Source organism: Janibacter sp. YB324 (genome assembly GCF_014217915.1).
In the GTDB taxonomy this organism is placed as follows: domain Bacteria; phylum Actinomycetota; class Actinomycetes; order Actinomycetales; family Dermatophilaceae; genus Janibacter; species Janibacter indicus.
This window is the reverse complement of sequence record NZ_CP060120.1, coordinates 2,361,164-2,380,371: the sequence shown is the minus strand read 5'-3', so window position 1 is coordinate 2,380,371 and position 19,208 is coordinate 2,361,164. Positions and strand designations below refer to the sequence as shown.

General features: G+C 72.2%; 20 protein-coding genes. 10 read left to right on the top strand and 10 right to left on the bottom strand.

The window, feature by feature from the left end; translation table 11 throughout:
- The first annotated feature begins 1 nt into the window (after position 1).
- Complete coding sequence (locus H7A72_RS11635) at positions 2–925, top strand: PfkB family carbohydrate kinase (protein WP_185220618.1); 924 nt, start codon at positions 2–4, stop codon at positions 923–925.
- Between the two features lie 15 nt (positions 926–940).
- On the opposite strand, the gene H7A72_RS11630 is transcribed toward H7A72_RS11635, so the two are convergent.
- The 3 genes from H7A72_RS11630 to H7A72_RS11620 form a co-directional block, all read right to left on the bottom strand.
- Positions 941–1,693: a class F sortase gene (locus tag H7A72_RS11630; protein WP_185220617.1), complete on the bottom strand. Its 753-nt coding sequence runs from the start codon at positions 1,691–1,693 to the stop codon at positions 941–943.
- 7 nt (positions 1,694–1,700) lie between these two features.
- Positions 1,701–2,492 carry a hypothetical protein gene (locus H7A72_RS11625; protein ID WP_185220616.1) on the bottom strand — a complete coding sequence of 264 codons (792 nt, stop codon included), beginning with the start codon at positions 2,490–2,492 and terminating at the stop codon, positions 1,701–1,703.
- Positions 2,493–2,578: 86 nt separating this feature from the next.
- On the bottom strand, positions 2,579–3,010 hold the full coding sequence (locus H7A72_RS11620) for a MerR family DNA-binding transcriptional regulator (RefSeq protein WP_185220615.1): 432 nt from the start codon (positions 3,008–3,010) through the stop codon (positions 2,579–2,581).
- An 85-nt stretch (positions 3,011–3,095) separates the two neighbouring features.
- Here H7A72_RS11620 and H7A72_RS11615 point away from each other — a divergent pair, with 85 nt between their 5' ends.
- The 3 genes from H7A72_RS11615 (at position 3,096) to H7A72_RS11605 (ending at position 7,039) form a co-directional block, all read left to right on the top strand.
- Complete coding sequence (locus H7A72_RS11615) at positions 3,096–4,292, top strand: acyl-CoA dehydrogenase family protein (protein ID WP_084450324.1); 1,197 nt, start codon at positions 3,096–3,098, stop codon at positions 4,290–4,292.
- Positions 4,289–5,851 carry an acyl-CoA carboxylase subunit beta gene (locus H7A72_RS11610; RefSeq protein WP_185220614.1) on the top strand — a complete coding sequence of 521 codons (1,563 nt, stop codon included), beginning with the start codon at positions 4,289–4,291 and terminating at the stop codon, positions 5,849–5,851. Before H7A72_RS11615 ends, H7A72_RS11610 begins: the two co-directional genes overlap by 4 nt.
- Positions 5,852–5,965: 114 nt before the next feature.
- Positions 5,966–7,039 carry a S8 family serine peptidase gene (locus tag H7A72_RS11605; protein ID WP_185220613.1) on the top strand — a complete coding sequence of 358 codons (1,074 nt, stop codon included), beginning with the start codon at positions 5,966–5,968 and terminating at the stop codon, positions 7,037–7,039.
- Here H7A72_RS11605 and H7A72_RS11600 read toward each other — a convergent pair.
- A complete protein-coding gene (locus tag H7A72_RS11600; protein WP_370543534.1) occupies positions 7,024–7,695 on the bottom strand; it encodes a nucleoside triphosphate pyrophosphatase in 672 nt (223 codons plus the stop codon). The two genes, H7A72_RS11605 and H7A72_RS11600, sit on opposite strands and share 16 nt — an antisense overlap.
- 146 nt (positions 7,696–7,841) lie before the next feature.
- Between H7A72_RS11600 and H7A72_RS11595 the strand changes: the two genes are divergently transcribed.
- Positions 7,842–9,104 (top strand): lipase family protein, encoded by a 1,263-nt coding sequence (locus tag H7A72_RS11595; protein ID WP_223277623.1) that lies wholly within the window; start codon positions 7,842–7,844, stop codon positions 9,102–9,104.
- A gap of 62 nt (positions 9,105–9,166) precedes the next feature.
- Here H7A72_RS11595 and H7A72_RS11590 read toward each other — a convergent pair whose 3' ends face one another.
- The 3 genes from H7A72_RS11590 to H7A72_RS16915 are packed head-to-tail and all read right to left on the bottom strand — an operon-like array spanning position 9,167 to position 11,945.
- On the bottom strand, positions 9,167–10,063 hold the full coding sequence (locus H7A72_RS11590; RefSeq protein WP_185220611.1) for a hypothetical protein: 897 nt from the start codon (positions 10,061–10,063) through the stop codon (positions 9,167–9,169).
- A gap of 49 nt (positions 10,064–10,112) precedes the next feature.
- The gene (locus H7A72_RS11585) at positions 10,113–11,789 is read right to left on the bottom strand and encodes a DUF885 domain-containing protein (RefSeq protein ID WP_185220610.1); all 1,677 of its coding nucleotides are present in this window, start codon (positions 11,787–11,789) and stop codon (positions 10,113–10,115) included.
- A 30-nt stretch (positions 11,790–11,819) separates the two neighbouring features.
- Complete coding sequence (locus H7A72_RS16915; protein WP_255494307.1) at positions 11,820–11,945, bottom strand: hypothetical protein; 126 nt, start codon at positions 11,943–11,945, stop codon at positions 11,820–11,822.
- Positions 11,946–12,005: 60 nt separating this feature from the next.
- Here H7A72_RS16915 and H7A72_RS11580 point away from each other — a divergent pair, with 60 nt between their 5' ends.
- Positions 12,006–12,812 (top strand): methyltransferase domain-containing protein, encoded by an 807-nt coding sequence (locus tag H7A72_RS11580; RefSeq protein ID WP_185220609.1) that lies wholly within the window; start codon positions 12,006–12,008, stop codon positions 12,810–12,812.
- Positions 12,813–12,868: 56 nt separating this feature from the next.
- Positions 12,869–13,426 (top strand): ribonuclease H, encoded by a 558-nt coding sequence (locus tag H7A72_RS11575; RefSeq protein WP_084450332.1) that lies wholly within the window; start codon positions 12,869–12,871, stop codon positions 13,424–13,426.
- Between the two features lie 10 nt (positions 13,427–13,436).
- Here H7A72_RS11575 and H7A72_RS11570 read toward each other — a convergent pair whose 3' ends face one another.
- Entirely contained in the window at positions 13,437–14,093 is a 657-nt protein-coding gene (locus H7A72_RS11570; protein WP_200811168.1) for an MOSC domain-containing protein, read from the bottom strand.
- A 452-nt stretch (positions 14,094–14,545) separates the two neighbouring features.
- Between H7A72_RS11570 and H7A72_RS11565 the strand changes: the two genes are divergently transcribed.
- Entirely contained in the window at positions 14,546–15,199 is a 654-nt protein-coding gene (locus H7A72_RS11565) for a hypothetical protein (RefSeq protein ID WP_185220608.1), read from the top strand.
- Positions 15,200–15,278: 79 nt separating this feature from the next.
- Here H7A72_RS11565 and H7A72_RS11560 read toward each other — a convergent pair whose 3' ends face one another.
- A complete protein-coding gene (locus H7A72_RS11560; RefSeq protein WP_084450416.1) occupies positions 15,279–15,542 on the bottom strand; it encodes an acyl-CoA carboxylase subunit epsilon in 264 nt (87 codons plus the stop codon).
- Between the two features lie 38 nt (positions 15,543–15,580).
- Positions 15,581–17,221: an acyl-CoA carboxylase subunit beta gene (locus H7A72_RS11555; RefSeq protein ID WP_072625195.1), complete on the bottom strand. Its 1,641-nt coding sequence runs from the start codon at positions 17,219–17,221 to the stop codon at positions 15,581–15,583.
- Positions 17,222–17,245: 24 nt separating this feature from the next.
- On the opposite strand from H7A72_RS11555, the gene H7A72_RS11550 reads away from it, so the two are divergent.
- Together H7A72_RS11550 and H7A72_RS11545 are read left to right on the top strand one after the other, a co-directional pair.
- Positions 17,246–18,034, top strand: a complete 789-nt coding sequence (locus H7A72_RS11550; protein WP_185220607.1) for a biotin--[acetyl-CoA-carboxylase] ligase — start codon at positions 17,246–17,248, stop codon at positions 18,032–18,034.
- Between the two features lie 42 nt (positions 18,035–18,076).
- The gene (locus H7A72_RS11545) at positions 18,077–19,186 is read left to right on the top strand and encodes an adenylate/guanylate cyclase domain-containing protein (protein ID WP_223277622.1); all 1,110 of its coding nucleotides are present in this window, start codon (positions 18,077–18,079) and stop codon (positions 19,184–19,186) included.
- Positions 19,187–19,208 lie beyond the last annotated feature (22 nt).

Here is a 19,208-nt window from a genome sequence, read left to right as displayed (position 1 = left end):
CGTGGCCCCTCGTGTCATCCACACGGCGCAGGCGCTCGTCGACGTCGTCGTCGAGGTGCCCAGCCTGCCGCGGCGCGGCGGCAACGTCATGGCCGACGTCGCCACGCGCCACGCCGGGGGAGCGGTGACGATCCTGCTCGCGGCGGTGCGCTCGGGTGTCGAGGCCGTCCACGCCGGCGCCCACGGGCGGGGGCCCAACGGCGACCTCGTGCGCGAGACCCTCGCCGCCGAGGGTGTGGTCCTGTCGGCGCCTGTCGTCGAGGACCTCGACACCGGCACCTGCCTCGTCCTCATCGAGCCGTCCGCGGAGCGCACCTTCGTCACGACACAGGAGGCCGAGCGGCACATCAGCGTCGAGTCGCTCGCGACGAGCGCCCCGGTGGCCGGCGACCTCGTGTGCGTCAGCGGCTACAGCCTCGTCGGCCGCACCCGGGACCCGCTGGTCGCCTGGCTGGAGTCCCTGCCCGAGGGCGTCGTCGTGGTGCTCGACCCCGGCGACGTCTTCGCGGAGCTGGAGCCCTCCCTTCGCTCCCGGGTCGTCGCGCTCACCGACGTCTGGACCGGCAATGCCGAGGAGTCCGAGCACTTCGGTGGGGCGAAGGGGATGGGGCCGGCCGCCGAGGCCGTCGCCGCACTGCTGGAGCCAGGTGCCGTCGCCGTCGTCCGCGACGGCGACCGGGGGTGCGCCGTGCGGGTCGACGGGGTGACGACGATTGTCCCCGGCTTCCCCGAGACGCCCGTCGACACCAACGGCGCCGGCGATACCCACACCGGCGTGCTCCTCGCCGAGGTGGCCCGGGGCAGCGACTGGGCGCAGGCCTGCCGCCGGGCCAATGCCGCGGGCGCCATCAAGGTCACCCGCAAGGGTCCGACGACCGCCCCGACGGCCGCCGAGATCGATGCCTACCTGAGCTCTCGCGCCTGACCGCGGCGAGTCGGGTCAGCGCTCGTCGACGAGCTCGGCGTAGACGACGACGTTGTCGACGTGGTGACCCGTCTCACCGTCGAAGTGGCCGCCGCATGTGATGAGCCGCAAGGCGGCGTGGTCGACCTCGCCGTAGACCTTGTCGGTGGGGAAGTCGGTCTTGGGGTACTGACCGACGTCGGTCACCTCGAAGACCGCGGTCGACCCGTCCGCGCGGGAGACCTCGACCCGCTGCCCGTCGCGCATCGAGCCCAGCTCGAAGAAGACCGCGGGCTTCTTGTCCCACGTGACGTGACCGGCGAGGACGGCCGGACCCAGCTCCCCGGGGGTGGGGCTGCCGGTGAACCACCCGGTGCTCGCGGCGTCCTGGGGTACCTCCATGGTGTCGTCCGGCTGCCGGCCGAGGTCGATGACCGAGCTGGTCACGCCCAGGGAGGGGATGGACACGGACGTCGGCCGTGAGCGGGACATCCGTTCGGTCGTCGCGGTAACGGCCGCGCCCTGGCTCGCCGGACTGCTCGTCCCCGGGCCCATGTGGTGCCCCGCGTGGCCGGACCCGGAGGTGGGGCTGCCCGTCGGGGACGAGCCCGTGGTCGAGCGGCCGTGCCCGGCGTGCCCGCCCTCGGACACGGCGGCGGGCGGGGGCATGCGGGTCTCCTGCTGCGACAGGCCGAAGGCCGTCAGGCCGCCCCCGGCGACGGCGAGGGCGAGGACCGCGACCGCCACGCCACGCGCGCGACGGTCGCGACCCCGGGTGTGCTCTCGCACGACCGGCTCAGCTCTCCCGTGTCAGGCGTCGGCGGTAGGCGAGCAGGCCGACCGCGCCGACCATGGCGAAGGCGCCGGCGCCCAGGGCGCCCTTCGCCTCGACACCCTCGGTGCTCCCGCCGCCCGTCTCGACGCCACCCGTGGGCGGTGCGCCGACGGCCGCGCCGGTGACCGTGCCGCACGTCGCCGGGTTGGTGGCCTCCTCCGGGATGCCCTCGACCCCGACGGACTTCGCGAAGCTCGACTCGCCGAGCGCGTCGAGGTCGTACGTGTCGTTGCCGTTGGCGTCAAGGCCGTGCTGCACGATGTGCAGGTTCTTCAGCTTGGCGCCCGCGCCCTCGGGCAGGGTGATCGTGCGCGAGTACGACAGGTTGCCGTCCGCGTCGGCGGTCGGCATGCGGTCGACGGCGAGGCCGCTGTCGGGGCTCGTGTCGCCCTTCGTCGTCAGCGAGATCATGATGTCGCCGTAGGTCGGCAGGCCCTCCTCGGTGTTGACCTGACCGTCGCCGTCCGCATCGGCGGCCGACGTCGGGCAGGTGAAGTCCTTGTTCTCGTCGAAGGAGCCGTGGAAGTGCTGGGCGTGGGGCGAGTTGGGGGTGAACCCCGTGCCCGTGATGTCGATCGTCAGCTGGTCACCGGCGAGCGACATCTGTGCGGTCGACGAGGACCCGCTGTCGTTGCCCATCGTGTCCGTGAGCTTCATCGTCCACTTCTCGTCGGCGCTGGCGCCGGTGGCTCCCGCGAGGAGGATCGCGCACGCGGCCGGGGTGGCGAGTGCGGCCTTGGTGAGGGTGTGCATACCTGACTCCTTCGTCGTGGCCGGGCGATCTCGGATGACCGGAGGCCTCGTGCGGGGAGTTCGGGGCGAAGAGAGAAGCGGATGGGTCAGCGGGCGTCGAGCTCGGCGCGACACCGTTGCTCGAAGGTCTCCAGCTCGGTCAGTGCCTCGTCGAGGTCGCGTCGGCGCTGCTCGAGGTCGGCGCGCCGCTCGTCGATCTGCGCGAGCACGTAGGTCAGCTGGCTGCGGCGGCCCCGCGGAGCATCGTAGAGGTCGATGATCGTCGCGATCTCGTCGAGCGGGAAGCCCAGCCGCTTACCCCGCAGCACCAGGCTCAGCCGGGTGCGGTCGCGCCGGTGGAAGATCCGCGTCGTGCCCTGCCGCTCGGGGGAGATCAGGCCGAGGTCCTCGTAATGCCGGATCGTGCGCGTCGTGATGCCGAACTCGTCGGCGATCTCGCGGATCGTCCACGTCGACTCGGGCTGCGCGGCGGCGACGTCCGCGCTCGCGGGAGTCGCCCCCTTCGTCCGGCTTGTCATGAGCCGAGATAATGCTTTACGTTGACGTCAACGTCAAGCAAAGGTGCTGCCGCTACCCCGGGTGGGCACCACGGGAAGGTCGGGCATGTTCGAGCTGTCGCAGGACCACGAGGACTTCCGCGCGAGCGTGCGCGACTTCGCCGAGCGCGAGGTCGAGCCGCACGTCGCCCAGTGGGACAAGGACCACCACCTGCCGCTCGAGGTCGTCGGCCGCATGGGCGACCTCGGCCTCTTCGGCCTCGTCGTCCCCGAGCGCTGGGGCGGGTCCGCCGAGACCGTCGACGGCGTCGTCCAGTCCGACTTCACCGCGCTGTGCGTCGCGATCGAGGAACTCGGCCGCATCGACCAGTCCATCGGCATCACGCTCTCCGCGGGCGTGGGCCTGGGCATCAACCCGATCCTCACCTACGGGTCCGACGAGCAGCGCGACCGCTGGCTCCCCGACCTCGTCGCCGGGCGCGCGCTCGCCGGCTTCGGTCTCACCGAGCCCGACGCCGGCTCCGACGCGGGCGGCACCCGCACGACGGCGAAGCGCGACGGCGACGAGTGGGTCATCGACGGCGCCAAGTCCTTCATCACGAACTCCGGCACCGACATCACCTCGCTCGTCACGGTGACCGCGCGCACCGGCACGAGCGCGGAGGGCCGCCCGCAGATCTCCGCGATCATCGTCCCGAGCGGCACCCCCGGCTTCACCGTCGAAGCGCCCTACGACAAGCTCGGGTGGAACATCTCCGACACCCACGGCCTGAGCTTCTCGGGCTGCCGCGTCCCCGCCGACCACCTCGTCGGCGCCGAGGGGCAGGGCTTCCGCCAGTTCCTCAAGACGCTCGACGACGGCCGCATCGCGATCTCGGCGCTCGCGACCGGCCTGACCCAGCGCATGCTCGAGCTGGCCACCGACTACGCACAGACCCGCACCGCCTTCGGTCGGCCGATCGGCGTCAACCAGGGCGTGAGCTTCCAGGTCTCCGACCTCGCCGTCATGGCCGAGACCTCGCGCGTGCTCACCTACAAGGCCGCCTGGCTCAAGGACGAGGCCGACCGCGGTCGCCGCTCGACCCAGGAGGTCGCCAAGGCCGCGTCGATCGCCAAGCTCTACACCTCCGAGGCCGCGGTGAGCGCGACGCGCATCGCCACCCAGGTCTTCGGCGGCAACGGCTTCATGGAGGAGTACCCCGTCGCGCGCTTCTACCGAGACGCGAAGATCCTCGAGATCGGCGAGGGGACCTCGGAGGTCCAGCGCATGGTCATCGCCCGCCACCTGGGTCTGCCGGCATGAGCAGCTATCCGCTCGACCCCGCCGTCGAGGACGTCCGCCGTCGCATCCACGAGGCGCACGAGGCCTCCGAGCGCCCGACCGACAAGGCCGCGGCGAAGCTCGAGTCCCAGGGCAAACTCTACGTCCGCGACCGCATCGCCCTGCTCGTCGACGAGGGCAGCTTCGTCGAGGACGGGCGCTACGCCAACGCCCTGGCCGCCGGCCTGCCGGCCGACGGCGTCGTCACCGGGCGCGGTCTCGTCGACGAGCGGCCGATCATCGTCATCGCCAACGACCCGACGGTCAAGGCCGGCTCGTGGGGCGCCCGCACGGTCGAGAAGATCGTCCGCGCCACCCAGAGCGCGCTGCGCGAGGAGCTGCCGGTCTTCTGGCTCGTCGACTCCGCGGGTGCGCGCATCACCGACCAGGTCGAGATGTTCCCCGGTCGTCGCGGTGCCGGCCACATCTTCCACAACCAGGTCGCGCTGTCGGGCAAGGTCCCGCAGATCTGCTGCCTCTTCGGCCCGAGCGCGGCCGGTGGCGCCTACATCCCCTCCTTCACCGACCTCGTCATCATGGTCGAGGGCAATGCCTCGATGTACCTGGGCAGCCCCCGCATGGCCGAGATGGTCGTCGGCGAGCGGGTCTCTCTCGAGGAGATGGGCGGGGCCCGCATGCACTGCACCGTGAGCGGCGTCGGCGACGTGCTCGTCGCCGACGACACCGAGGCGATCGAGGCGGCCCGTCTGTGGCTGAGCTACCTGCCGCAGAACTGGCGCAGCGACCTCCCTTCGTACCAGCCGGAGGAGCCGGCCGCAGCGCTCACCTCCGCCACCATCCCCGAGCGCGAGTCGCAGCCCTTCGACGTGCACGACGTCATCGACGGCCTCATCGACGACGACTCCTTCTTCGAGGTCAAGGAGCTCTTCGCGCCCGAGCTCGTCGTCGGCCTCGGTCGGATGGCGGGGGAGACCGTCGGCATCGTCGCCAACAACTCCATGGCCAAGGGCGGCGTGCTCTTCACCGACAGCGCCGACAAGGCCGCCCGCTTCATCTGGCTCTGCGATGCCTACTCGATCCCCCTGATCTACCTCGCCGACGTCCCGGGCTTCATGATCGGGTCCGAGGTCGAGCGCGGCGGCATCATCCGGCACGGCGCCAAGATGGTCTCGGCCGTCGCCTCGGCCACGGTCCCGCAGTTCTGCGTCGTGGTCCGCAAGGCCTACGGCGCCGGTCTCTACGCGATGGGCGGGCCGGGCTTCGCGCCGGACGCGACGATCGCGCTGCCGACCGCGCGCATCGCCGTCATGGGTCCCGAGGCCGCGGTCAACGCCGTCTACGCCAACAAGATCGCTCAGGTCGAGGCCGACGAGGGCGAGGCCGCACGCGACGAGTTCATCGCCGCGCGTCGCGCCGAGTACCTCGAGGACGTCGACCTCGAGCGGTTGGCGGCGGACCTCGTCATCGACCAGGTCATCGAGCCCGAGGCCCTGCGCGAGGAGCTGCTCGCCCGCCTGCGGCACGCCCGCGGCCGCGATCGCCGCTTCTCCGAGCGCCGTCGGGGGATCCCTCCGGTCTGACGGACGAGGCAGGGCGAAGGGGGCGTGACCCGTCTCCCACCCCGCTCGCGCTGCGGGGGCGCCGCCTCGTCGTTACCGTGGGGTAACCAACGCTCCCTGACGAAGGACCCCTCGATGAAGACCTGGACCGCCCCCTTCGCCGCCGCTGCCTGCGCGGTCGGCCTCGTCGTCACCGCCGGTTCGGCCGGTGCCGCCACCGACGACCCGCTGCGCGACGAGCTCTACGGTCTGGACCAGGTCCACGCCGAGCAGGCCTGGTCGAGCAGCCGCGGTGCCGGCACCGTCGTCGCCGTCGTCGACACCGGTGTCGACCTCGGTCACCCCGACCTGCAGGGCCGGCTCGTGCCGGGCGCCGACTTCGTCTGCGGCGAGCAGAAGGGCTCGTGCGGCAACGGCAGCTGGAAGGGCCAGGACGGCGAGGGTCAGGAGCCCGACGTCCACGGCACCCACGTCGCGGGCACCATCGCCGCCACCGCTGACAACGGGATCGGCGTCGCCGGTGTCGCCCCCGACGCCAAGGTCATGCCGATCAAGGTCCTCGAGGACGGGTCGGGCACCAACGAGGACATCGCCGAGGGCATCCGCTACGCGGCGGACAACGGCGCCGACGTCATCAACCTCAGCCTGGGTGGCCTGCCGGGCACCCAGATCTTCTCCATCCTCGGTCTCGACACGACGATGAAGGACGCGATCCAGTACGCCCGCGACAAGGGCACCCTCACGGTGGCCGCGGCCGGCAACACCTCGACCCTGCTGTGCAACGACCCGGCCTTCAGCAGCGACTCGATCTGCGTCGGGGCCACGGACAAGAACGAGATGAAGTCCTACTTCTCCGAGCTGCCCGTGACCTTCCGCGGCAAGGGCGTCGCGGCGCCGGGCGGCTCCGGCCGACTCCTCGGCGGCGACTGCTCCGAGGACATCCTCTCGACCGTGCCGCGCGGCACCGGCACCGGCGAGTGTGGCGAGGGCAAGGACTACGCGGCCTTCGCCGGCACCTCGATGGCCACCCCGCACGTCGCCGGGGTCGCTGCGATCCTCTTCGGCCAGGACCGCAGCATGGCGAACGTCGAGCGGGCGATCCTGTCGACCTCGCGGCACCCGCTGCTCGGCGCCCGCGGCGGCTACAGCGCGCTCTACGGCCGCGGCATCGTCGACGCGCAGGCCGCGGTCGCCTACCCCAGGGACTGAGCGGACGCGACCTGCCACCAGTCGACCCCGAGGTCGGCGAGCAGGCGCCGCAGCAGCGGCAGGCAGAGACCGATGACGGTGCTCGGGTGGCCCTCGATCGACTCGACGAAGGGGGCGCCCAGCCCGTCGAGGGTGAAGCCGCCGGCCACGTGGAGCGGCTCGCCCGTCGCGACGTAGCCGTCGATCTCGGCGTCGGTCACGGATGCGAAGTGGACGGTCGCACTCGCCGGAGCCCCGGCGGTGCGGCCGTCCCGCAGGTCGACGAGGTGGTGGCCGGTGTGCAGCACCGCCGAGCGGCCACGCACCTGCTGCCACCGCTCGCGGGCGACCTCGGGCGTGCCGGGCTTGCCGTGGACCTGCCCGTCGACCTCGAGGACCGAGTCGCACGCGAGGACCCAGCGGGGCTGCTCGGCGTCCGCCTCGCCAGCCGCGGTCCCTCCCGACTCGTCGCGCAGGTGAGAGGCGACGACGGCGCCCTTCGCGTCGGCCAGCAGCTGCGCGAGCTGAGCGGGTGACAGCTGCGGATCCCGTTGCCGCGCAGCGGATTCGACGGCCTTCTCGTCGACATCGCTGACGACGACGCGGGGGTCGATGCCGGTGGCGCGCAGCAGACCGAGGCGGGCGGGGGAGGCGGAGGCGAGGACGAGTGAGTGCACGACCACATCATCTCCGGTTGTGGGCACGTGACCGGTAGGGAACTATGGTTTCCACCGCCACTGAGACGACGTCGTCCGGCCCAGGAGCACCACACCTGTCCGGGGGACCGCCACCTCTCCTGACAGACAGGACTCGCATGTTTTCAATGACGAAGCGTGCCGTCGCGGCCGCCACCCTCGCGGTGGCCGTGGGCCTCCCCCTCGCCGGGACCGCATCCGCCGGACCCGACGACACCCCGGGCACCGCAGGTGCCGCGACCCTCACCGACACCCCCGAGGCCGCGCGCCCCGCCTTCTACGAGCCGCCGGCGACGATCCCGAGCACGCCCGGCACGATCATCCGCAGCGAGCCGGCCCCGCTGCTGCTCGACCCCTTCAACCTCTCATCGAGTGTCGTCACGGCCACCCGGATCATGTACTCGTCCACCGATGGCGAGGGCACACCGATCGCGGTGACCGGCACGGTCTTCGTCCCCAAGACTCCGTACGTCGGCGCGTCGCGGCGTCCGTTCATCTCCTACACCGCCGGCACCCAGGGCATGGGCGACTCCTGCGCCCCCTCCCGTCAGATGGAGAGCCTCGTCGAGTACGAGGGGCTGGGCATCGCCCGCACCGTCGGCCGCGGCTACGCCGTCGGCGTCACCGACTACCAGGGCCTCGGCACCCCCGGCACGCACACCTACATGATGCGTGAGGCCCAGGGCCGTGCCTCCCTCGACATGGCCCGCGCCGTCAAGAACCTCGAGGGCAGCGGTATGGACGCCCAGACCCCCATCGGCCTCATGGGCTACTCGCAGGGTGGCGGCGCTGCAGCGGCTGCCTCCGAGCTCGCCGCCAGCTACGCACCCGAGCTCAACATCAAGGGCTCGGCCATCGGTGCACCGCCGGCCGACCTCGCCAAGGTCGGGGCCAACATCGACGGCACGACCTATACCCTCTTCGCGCTCTTCGCGACGCTCGGCCTGGCCACCAGCGAGCACATCGACCCGGGCACGGTGTTCAACGCCGAGGGCAAGGAGCTCGCAGGCAGGGTCGAGAGCGCCTGCGTCTTCGACCTCTTCTCGTACGCCAACCTCGACACGTCGAAGTACACCGTGAGCGGCAAAAAGCTCGGGCAGCTGCTCACCGAGGAGCCCTTCGCCACCGCGGTCGGCAAGCAGCGCATCGGCAAGCTCAAGCCCAATGCTCCGGTGCAGATCAACCACTCCATCGGTGACGACGTCATCCCCTACGGGGTGGGCAAGCAGCTCGGGAGCGACTGGTGCGACAAGGGCTCCCGGGTCACCTTCAACGCGGGCGTGGTCCCGACCCACGTCGGCGGGATGCCGGGGCACATCGCCAAGTCCATGGTGTTCTTCGAGGACCGCTTCGCCGGTCGCAACCAGCTGAGCTCCTGCTGGCGCCTCTGACCAGGACGTGACGAAGGGGGGTGCGGCCGGTTGGACCCGGCCACACCCCCTTCGTCATGCCGTCAGGAGAGCGAAGCCCCGGTGATCGCCCCGGCGGAGCCGGAGCCCACGCGCTCGAGGTCGAGGGTGAGTACGAGGGTGCCACCGTCGCGGTTGCCGTAGGTGACGGTCGTGGTGCCGCTCGACGTCCGCGACCACCGCGGTCCGCCCGACGGGTTGGTCGAGCCGAAGGTCAGCTCGACCGCGTCGCTCGTGTAGGTCCACGCGCCGGACTCGCCCTTGCCCCAGGCGAGCACGAAGGCGTCGGCGTAGTCGGTGAGCGAGGTCGGCAGGCCGTCACCGGTCTGCGGTGCGTCGGCGCTGAGCGTCGCGCTGCTCACCGCGTGCTCGGTGCCGGAGGCGGCGTCGCCGGCGTCGAGCCGGACGGTGAGCGTGTCGGTCCCGTCGCTGTAGCGGACCTCGACGGAGCCGCCGTCGTGGGTGAGGCCCTGCCGCTGCCACCCGCCACCGCCGACCGCGCGCTGGCCGAAGAGCGAGCTCACGGCGCTCGCCGAGGCGTAGGTCGAGGCGACCGACCGGTCACCCCGGCCCCAGGCGCGCACGAAGGTGTCGGCGTAGGCGCCGATGTCCTTGGGCGGGGAGGTCGGGGCGCTCGCGCCCGGACCCGACGACGTGGACGAGGGGGAGGACGAGCCACTCGGGTCACCGGCCGAGCCGTCGCCCGTGGCCCGGCTCGTGCCCCCGTCGCCCGTGGCCCGGCTCGTGCCCCCGTCGCCCGGGGAGGGGGAGGAGGTGACCGTCTGCGTCGTCGGTGCATTGCTCGTCGAGCTCGAGTAGGTGACGGTCACCGTGCCGTCGGTCTCGGTGGGCTCGTCGGACCCCGACGAGCACCCCGCGAGCGCCGCCGCGAGCAGTGCGGTGACGGCGAGGACGGACACGGACCCCCTGAAGTGCTTCACGCCCAGCATCGTAGGCCCCGCCCGGGGACGACCTCGTGGGCAAGGGTGCTCAGCCGAGGACGGCCGAGCGCAGGGTGTCCAGGCCCACCCCGCCCACGTCGAGGGCTCGCCGGTGGAAGGCCCGCAGGTCGAAGTCGGCTCCCTCGCGACGGGCGGTCTCCTCGCGCAGCTGCAGCCACAGCCGCTCGCCGATCTTGTAGCTCGGTGCTTGGCCCGGCCACCCGAGATAGCGGTCGAGCTCGAAGCGCAGGAAGCCGTCGTCCATGTTGGCGTGGGCCGAGAGGAAGTCCCACGCCTTGTCGTAGGTCCACGCGCCGCCACCGACCTCGGCCGGCGCCTCGAAGCCGCAGTGCACCCCGATGTCGAGGACGACGCGGGCCGCGCGCAGCGACTGCCCGTCGAGCAGGCCCATCCGGTTGCCGGGGTCGTCCATGTGGCCGAGCTCGGCCATGAGCCACTCCGCGTAGAGGGCCCACCCCTCGCCGTGACCCGACGTCCACGACGCGAGGCGCCGCCAGCGGTTGAGCAGCTCCTTGCGGTGGACCGTCTGGCCGACCTGCAGGTGGTGGCCGGGGACGCCCTCGTGGTAGACGGTCGTCAGCTCGCGCCAGGTGCCGAACTCGGTGACCCCCTTGGGCACCGACCACCACATGCGGCCCGGACGGGAGAAGTCGTCGCTCGGGCCCGTGTAGTAGATGCCGCCGGTCTCGGTCGGCGCGATGCGGCACTCGATGGTGCGCACCGGTTCGGGGATGTCGAGGTGCGGCGAGAGCAGCTTGATGGCCTCGTCGGCGGTGCGCTGCATCCACTCGCGCAGCGCGTCGGTGCCGTGCAGCTGGTAGCGCGGGTCGGCGTCGAGGGCCGCGACGGCCTCCTTGACGTTCGCGCCGGGCTGGATGCGCTCGGCCACGGCCGTCATCTCGGCGGTGATGCGCGCGAGCTCCTCCTGGCCCCAGGCGTAGGTCTCCTCGAGGTCGATGCGCGCACCGAGGAAGGCGCGCGAGTGCAGCGCGTAGCGCTCGCGACCGCAGGCGTCGGCCTCGGGTGCCCGGTCCCGCAGGGGCGCCAGGCGCGACGCGAGGTCACGGTAGGCACCGGCGGCGGCCTCCACCGATCGCCGGAGGTCAGCCGCGACGGAGTCGGGGAGCGGGCCGTCGTCGGTGCGCGCGTCGGTGAGCAGGCCGGCGAAGTAGCCGTCGGGGGCGGTGAGGTCGGTGCACTGCTCGATGCACCGCTCGTACTGACGAAGGGGAGCGATCTCCCCCTTCGTCGCGGCGGCGGTGAGCGAGGCGGTCCACTGGTCGAGCGCGGCGGGCACCCGGCCCATGCGGGCGGCGAGCGTGGCCCAGTCGTCGGCGCTCGCCGTCGGCATGAGGTCGAAGACGTCGCGCACCGACTGCAGCGGCGAGGCGATGACGTTGAGCTCGGCGAGGTCGAGGCCGGCGTCGTGGAACTCCTCGGCCAGCCCGAGCCGCTCGCGCATCGCCTCGACGGTCACCCGGTCGACGTCGTCGACGGGGGTCGCCCGGTCGAGCGAGGCGAGCGTCTCCCGCCGCAGCCGGGAGTGCGCGGCGAAGCCCTCAGGGGACAGGTCGTCGAGCTCGCCATCGTGGCCGGGCAGGCCGAGGTAGGTCGCGGTGATCGGCGACAGGCCCACCTCGCGGTCGAGGTGGGCCTCGGCGATCCGGTCGACGTCGGTCTGGGGGCGGCGCTGCTCGTGGGTCACCCTGCGGACGCTACTCCGAGGCGTCGGCCGTCAGACGAGCGAGGTGGAGATCGCCGTGGCGTAGAGCAGGGGCGGCAGCAACCCGATGAGCACGACCTCGGAGGAGAGGGTGATCTCGGGGAACCACGGGACGAAGGAGGCCGCTGCGCCGGCCACGAGCGTCTCGCGATCCGACGGCACCGCGGCTGGAGGGCGCGCCGGTGCCACGATCGAGGCATGGACCGCTACCTCCACGGCCATGCCGAGCCGGTCGTCGCGTCGCACGCAGCACGGACCGTCGAGAGCTCGGCCGCCTACCTCCTCCCGCGCCTGCGTCCGGGGCTGCGGGTGCTCGACGTCGGGTGCGGGCCGGGCTCGATCACGCTCGACCTCGCGCGACGCGTCTCCCCGGGCGAGGTCGTGGGCGTCGACGCCTCGGCGCAGGTCGTCGCGCAGGCGCGCAGCGCCGCCCGGGAGGCGGGGGACGAGCGCACGACCTTCGAGGTCGCCGATGCGATGGCGCTGCCCTGGGCGGACGACTCCTTCGACGTCGTGCACGCCCACCAGGTGCTCCAGCACGTCACCGACCCCGTCGGCCTGCTCCGCGAGATGGCCCGGGTCGCCCGGCCGGGTGGTCTCGTCGCTGCTCGCGACGCCGACTACGAGGCGATGACCTGGGCGCCCGCGCACCCCGGCCTGACCAGCTGGCTCGAGCTCTACCGGGCGGCAGCGCGGGGGGCGGGCGCCGAGCCCGACGCGGGCCGCCACCTGCTCGGGTGGGCGCACGCCGCCGGCCTCACCGACGTCACCGCGACGGCCTCGGTGTGGTGCTACGCCGACGACGAGGCGCGTGACTGGTGGGGCGGCCAGTGGCAGCGCCGGGCGGTCGAGTCCGGGTTCCACGACGAGGTCCTGCGGCAGGGCCTGGCCGACGAAGGGGGCATCGCCCACGTCGTCGAGGGCTGGCGGGCGTGGACGAGCTCGCCCGACGGATGGTTCGTCGTGGTGCATGGCGAGGTCCTCGCCCGGGTGCCGGCCGGGTGAGTCCCCGGTGCGATACTCGGGGCCGCCCGTGACCCCCCTTCGCCTGGAGTGCCTGCATGACGATCACCGCCGCCGCTGACGGCTCCGCCCTCGGCAACCCCGGCCCCGCCGGCTGGGGCTGGTACATCGACGACGAGCGCTGGGCCTGCGGCGGCTGGCCGCACGGCACCAACAACATGGGCGAGCTGACCGCCGTCCTCGACCTGCTCCAGCAGACGGCGCACCTCGACGAGGAGCTGCACGTCATCTGCGACAGCAAGTACGTCATCAACTCGATCACCCAGTGGATGCCCGGCTGGAAGCGCAAGGGCTGGCGCAAGAAGGACGGCAAGCCGGTCCTCAACGTCGAGATCATGCAGGCGCTCGACGCGGCGATGCAGGGGCGCCGGGTGAGCTTCGAGTGGGTCAAGGGGCACGCCGGCCACGAGCTCAACGAGCACGCCGACCGGCTCGCCACGAGTGCCGCCGCGGCCTGGTCGAAGGGGGCCGCCCCCGAGCCCGGCCCCGGCATCCCGGGTGCCCGGTCGAGTGGTGCGACACCCCCGGCCCCGGTGCTCGGGGCGGCGTCAGGCCGGTCGGCGGCCGAGGACGAGGGTCCGCTCTCGCTCTTCTGAGGGGTGCGGGTCAGAGCCGGGCGAGCAGCTCCTCGCGACGGTGCTCGGCGAGGGCCCCGGATTCGATGGCGAGCCGGACGGCGTCCCGATCCCCGAGGAAGGCCCGCAGCAGGGTCGGCACGCTGAGCCCGGAACCTGACCGGGTGACGGTGATCGGGTCACCCGGGCGGATCTCGCCGGGGTGGTTGACCTGGAGATAGGCCCCGCTGCGTCCGTGCGCGGCGAAGCGCTTGACCCAGCCGCGCTCGCCCATGCGCTCGGCAAAGGTCGCGCACGGCACGCGCGGCCCGCGGACCTCGAGCACGGCGGCCCCGACGTGCCAGACGTCGCCGACCTCGCTCGCGTCGACGTCGAGGCCGCTCGTCGTGAGGTTCTCGCCGAACATGCCGTCGGGCAGCTCTCGGCCGAGGGTCTGCGCCCAGGCGTCGAGCTCCTCGCGGGCGAAGGCGTAGACGGCCTGGTCGCTCCCGCCGTGGTGGCGCCCGTCACCGATGTGGTCACCCGCGACGCCCGAGACACCTGAGCCGTCCTCGACGCGCTTGGGGCCCGGGTCGGCGACGGTGATGACGTCGACCGGCTGCTTGCCGATGCCGGTGGGCCTCCCCTTCGGCACACGCTGGAGCAGTGGTCGGCCGATGTTGACGCTGCGGACGCGGGGCTCACTCACCGGGCGAGCCTACGTCGCCCCCTTCGCTCCGCCCCCGCGGTTGAAATACGCCCCGCGTGTCCGAGCACGCGAGGTGTATTTCAACCGCCGTCCACATCCGGGACGGAAGGGCTGACCTCATCCACAGCCGGGCTGGGTGAGTCGTCCGGCGGCGATGTCCGATCCAGCCTGTACGCATGTTGAGAGCCTCGACGCTGGCGAAGGTGGCTCGAGTCGAGGAAGCCGCCCTCGACTCCGGGGGAGTGCTGAGCCGGCGCCAGACGACGGAGTTCGGCCTGCACCGCGACGTCGTGGCGAGGCTCGTTCGCGATCGTAGGTGGGCCCGGTGCGGCACCCGGTCGGTGGTGACTCACTGCGGGCCGATCGATCCGATCGGCTTGCGTTGGCGAGCGGTCCACGAGGTGGGCGGTGGTGCCCTCGTCGACGGGGTGAGCGCCTTGCAGGCCGCAGGCTTGCGCGGGCTGGCCGACGAGATCGTGCACGTCTCGGTGCACAAGCTGAAAAGGGCTCCGGACGTCGAAGGCGTGGAGGTGCACAAGCTCGCGCGCAGACTGTGCGACGACGATATGCCGACCGGCCTGCCACGGACCCGACCTGCACTGGCCGCCCTCCGCGCGGCGCAGTGGGCGGTCAGCGATCGCCAGGCGGCACTGTTCCTGGTGATGCCGGTCCAGCAGCGCATCGTGACCGGCGAGCACCTGAAGGAGGCCCATCAGTGGTACGTGGGTCGGCGGCGTCGTGCCCTCGTCGCCCGGCTCATCGACGACATCGTCGGCGGCGCCCAGGCGCTCGGGGAGCTCGACCTCGCGGCCCTGTGCCGGGCCCGGGGTTTGCCGTCACCGGAGCGACAGTTCGTGGTCGACGGGCGTGGCGGCCGCTACTACCTCGATGTCCGCTGGAAGATCGGCCTCGTCGTCGAGGTCGACGGACGGCACCATCTGGAGGGTGTCTCACCCGTCGAGGACATGTTGCGCCAGAACGACATCGCGATGCGCAGCGACATGATCCTGCGCGTCCCCCTGCTCGGGCTGCGTCTCGAGCCCGACGCCTTCCTCGACCAGATCGTCGAGGCACACCGCCTGCTCAGCCTGCGAGCGGCTGGGTGACCATCGGGGCTGACGAATGAAATACACCCCGCGTGTCTAAACACGCGGGGTGTATTTCAACCGCCGGAGGGGCAGCGGGTCAGCGGGGGAGGGCCGAGGCTCGCCAGCCGCCGCGCGAGGGGTGGACCGGGCCACGCACGAGGCGCTCGCGGGAGGCCCAGCGCGAAGGGGGAGCCGCCGGGGCCTCGTCCTCGCCGCCACCCAGCCCGGACAGGACCGCGACGAGGGCCGCGACCTGCTCGGGGGAGGCGTCGCCGAGGACCTCGATGCGCGGGCCGGCAGGGGTCTCGGCCTGCTCGGTGGCCTCGGACTGCTCGGTGGGCTGAGCCTGCGAAGCCGTCACAGCGTGGAGCCGCTGGGTGGGCTGAGCCTGCGAAGCCGTCACAGCGGAATGTTCCCGTGCTTCTTGGCCGGCAGGCTCTCGCGCTTGGTGCTCAGGGCCCGCAGCGCCTTGGAGACGTTCATGCGCGTGTTGCTCGGCGTGATGACCGTGTCGATGTAGCCCCGCTCGGCGGCGACGTAGGGGTTGGCCAGCGCGTCCTCGTAGGCGGTGATGAACTCCTGACGCGCCTCGTCGAGGTCGCGCCCCTCGGCCTCGGCGGCCGCGAGCTGCTTGCGGTAAAGGATGTTGACCGCGCCCTGCGCACCCATGACCGCGATCTGGGCGGTCGGCCACGCAAGGTTGATGTCGGCACCGAGGTGCTTGGAGCCCATGACGTCGTAGGCGCCGCCGTAGGCCTTGCGGGTGATGACCGTGACGAGCGGGACGGTCGCCTCGGCGTAGGCGTAGATGAGCTTGGCGCCGCGGCGGATGATGCCGTTCCACTCCTGGTCGGTGCCGGGCAGGAAGCCTGGGACGTCGACGAGGGTGAGGACCGGGACGTTGAAGGCGTCGCACGTGCGCACGAAGCGCGCGGCCTTCTCCGAGGCGTCGATGTCGAGGGTGCCCGCAAACTGCATCGGGTTGTTGGCGACGACACCGATCGAGCGGCCCTCGACGCGGGCGAAGCCGCAGATGATGTTGGGCGCGAAGAGCGGGTGCACCTCGAGGAACTCACCGTCGTCGACGATGGTCTCGATGACCTGCTTCATGTCGTAGGGCATGTTGGCCGAGTCGGGGATGATCGTGTCGAGCACCAGGTCGGTGTCGTTGACCGCGAGGTCGAGCTCCTCACCGAAGCGCGGGGCGTCCTCGAGGTTGTTGCTCGGCAGGTACGACAGGAGCGCCTTGACGTAGTCGATGGCGTCCTCCTCGTCGGAGCCCATGTAGTGCGCGACACCCGACTTGGTGTTGTGCGACCGGGCGCCACCGAGGTCCTCGAACTCGACGTCCTCGCCGGTGACGGTCTTGATGACGTCGGGGCCGGTGATGAACATGTGCGAGGTCTGGTCGACCATGACGGTGAAGTCGGTGACGGCGGGGGAGTAGACGGCACCGCCGGCGCAGGGGCCCATGATGAGCGAGATCTGCGGGATCACACCCGACGCGTGGACGTTGCGCTTGAAGATCTCGCCGTAGAGACCGAGTGAGACGACGCCCTCCTGGATGCGCGCCCCACCGGAGTCGTTGAGACCGATGACCGGGCACCCGATCTTCATCGCGAAGTCCATGACCTTGGTGATCTTCTCGCCGAAGACCTCGCCGAGGGACCCGCCGAAGACGGTGAAGTCCTGGGCGAAGACCGCGACCTGGCGACCGTCGACCGTGCCGTAGCCGGTGACGACGCCGTCGCCGTAGGGGCGGTTGGCCTCCTGGCCGAAGGCGGTTGAGCGGTGCCGCGCGTACTTGTCCATCTCGACGAAGCTGCCCTCGTCGAGGAGGAGGTCGAGGCGCTCGCGGGCGGTCTTCTTGCCGCGCGCGTGCTGCTTCTCGATCGCGCGCTCCGATCCGGCATGCGCGACCTCGGCCACCCGGCGCTTCAGGTCGGCGAGCTTGCCGGCCGTCGTGTGGATGTCGATGTCGGCGGGGACGTCGGTGCCACCGATCGCCTGAGCGTCAGTGGTCTCGGTGCTCTGGGACATGGGGCGCAGCCTAGCCTTGCCGCCATGCTCCCTCCGATCGACGTCCACCGACTGACCGAGGCGTTGCCCACGTCACACGGGTGGGCCCCCGTCACCCATCTCGACGAGGTCGGCTCGACCAACGCCGAGGCCCTCGACCGGGCCCTGCCGTGGTCTCCCGTCCTCGCCGAGCTGCAGACCGCCGGACGCGGTCGTCTGGGCCGGGCCTGGCAGGAGACCCGCAGCGCGGGACTGGCGATGTCCGTCGTCGTGCCCCGCGTGCCCGACCCCGGCTGGCTGCCCCTCGCCGCCGGCCTGGCCGTCCGCGACGCCGTCGCCGCCCTCGGCGTCGAGACCGAGCTGAAGTGGCCCAACGACGTCCTGCTCCCCGCCGACGACGGGCGCAAGGTCTGCGGGATCCTGTGCCAGATGCTGCCCACCGGGGAGGGGGTCGTCGTGGGCATCGGCATCAACGTCCACCACGCACGGGACCAGCTCCCCGTGGCGACGGCGACCTCCCTTCGCCTCGCGGGCGCCGACGCCGACCGCACCGAGCTGGCCGCCGCGGTCCTCACCCGGCTGCGGGCCCTCCACGCTGACCTCGCCGACGGCAGCGACCGGGCGAAGGGGGTCCACCTCGCCTACCGCGCCGCGTGCGGGACCATCGGTCGGCTCGTCGACGTGCACCGGCCCGACGGGTCCGTGGAGACGGCGCGGGCCGTCGACGTCGACGCCGACGGCAGGCTGGTCATCAGCGTTGACGGTCGCTTCGATACGGTGGCGGCAGGTGACGTGCAGCACATCCGCCCCGCGGGCACGCCACCTCGCCCGTGACCGCGACCGGTCACCCGACCCCACACGCGCACGGAGGTGGCCTTGTCGAGCAGCCCGCCTGATGGTCCGTCGCCCCCTCCCGAGCTCTCCCCCGACCCGGCTCTCGAGGCCTTCGAGCGCGCCATGCTCGGCCGCCCCGCGAGCATGGGGCGCCGTGAGGTCTCCCGCGGCGCGGGCGTCTCGATCCGCTCGGCCCGCAAGTTCTGGCACGCCATGGGGTTCCCCGTCGTCCAGGAGGGCGACGCGATGTTCACCGAGGCCGACCTCGACGCGCTGAGCCGCGTCGCGGCGATGGTCCGTGAGGGTGACATCCCCGAGGAGTTCGCCCTCGCGATGACCCGGGCCATCGCCCGCACCATGGACCGCCTGGCGGCCTGGCAGGGCCAGCTGGTCAGCGAGGAGATCGCCCGGCTGCGGCGCGGTGACGCCCTCGAGGGCGACCCCGACGAGCCGGCCGACGACACGACCCCGCGCGGTGCCGCGGCCACCTCGACCCGCGACGCCGAGGCCGCGGCCGCCTGGCTCGCCGAGCTGTCCGACGAGCTCGAGCCGCTGCTGGTCTACGTGTGGCGTCGCCAGCTCACCGCGACGATCCAGCGGCTGCTCACCGTCGAGGAGGACGGCAGCCGGGCCTCGGTCATCGGCTTCGCCGACCTGGTCAACTTCACCTCGGTCGTGCGCCGGCTCACCGAGCGCGACCTCGCCCGCATGGTCCAGCGCTTCGAGGACCTGTGCACCGACGTCGTCACCGCCCACGGCGGCCGGGTGGTCAAGACCGTCGGTGACGAGGTGCTCTTCCAGACCTTCGAGGTCGCGCCCGCGGCGGCCATCGCGCTCGACCTCGTCGAGGCGATGGGCGAGGACGACCTGCTGCCCTCGGCCCGGGTCGGCATGGCCTACGGGCCGGTCGTGCGTCGCCTCGGCGACGTCTTCGGCACGACGGTCAACCGCGCGAGCCGGCTGACCGCGGTGGCACCGCCCGGTGGGGTCTTCGTCGACGACGCGCTCGCCCGCCTCCTGGAGCCGCTGAGCGGCTTCTCGACCCTGCCGACCCGCCCGCGCGAGCTGCGCGGCATCGGCGAGGTGGCCCCGAGTCGCCTCGTGCGCGTCACCGGTGTGCGGCGTCCTGCGGATGTCACCGCGCACGTCTGAGCTCGAGTTCCTATGATCGCGC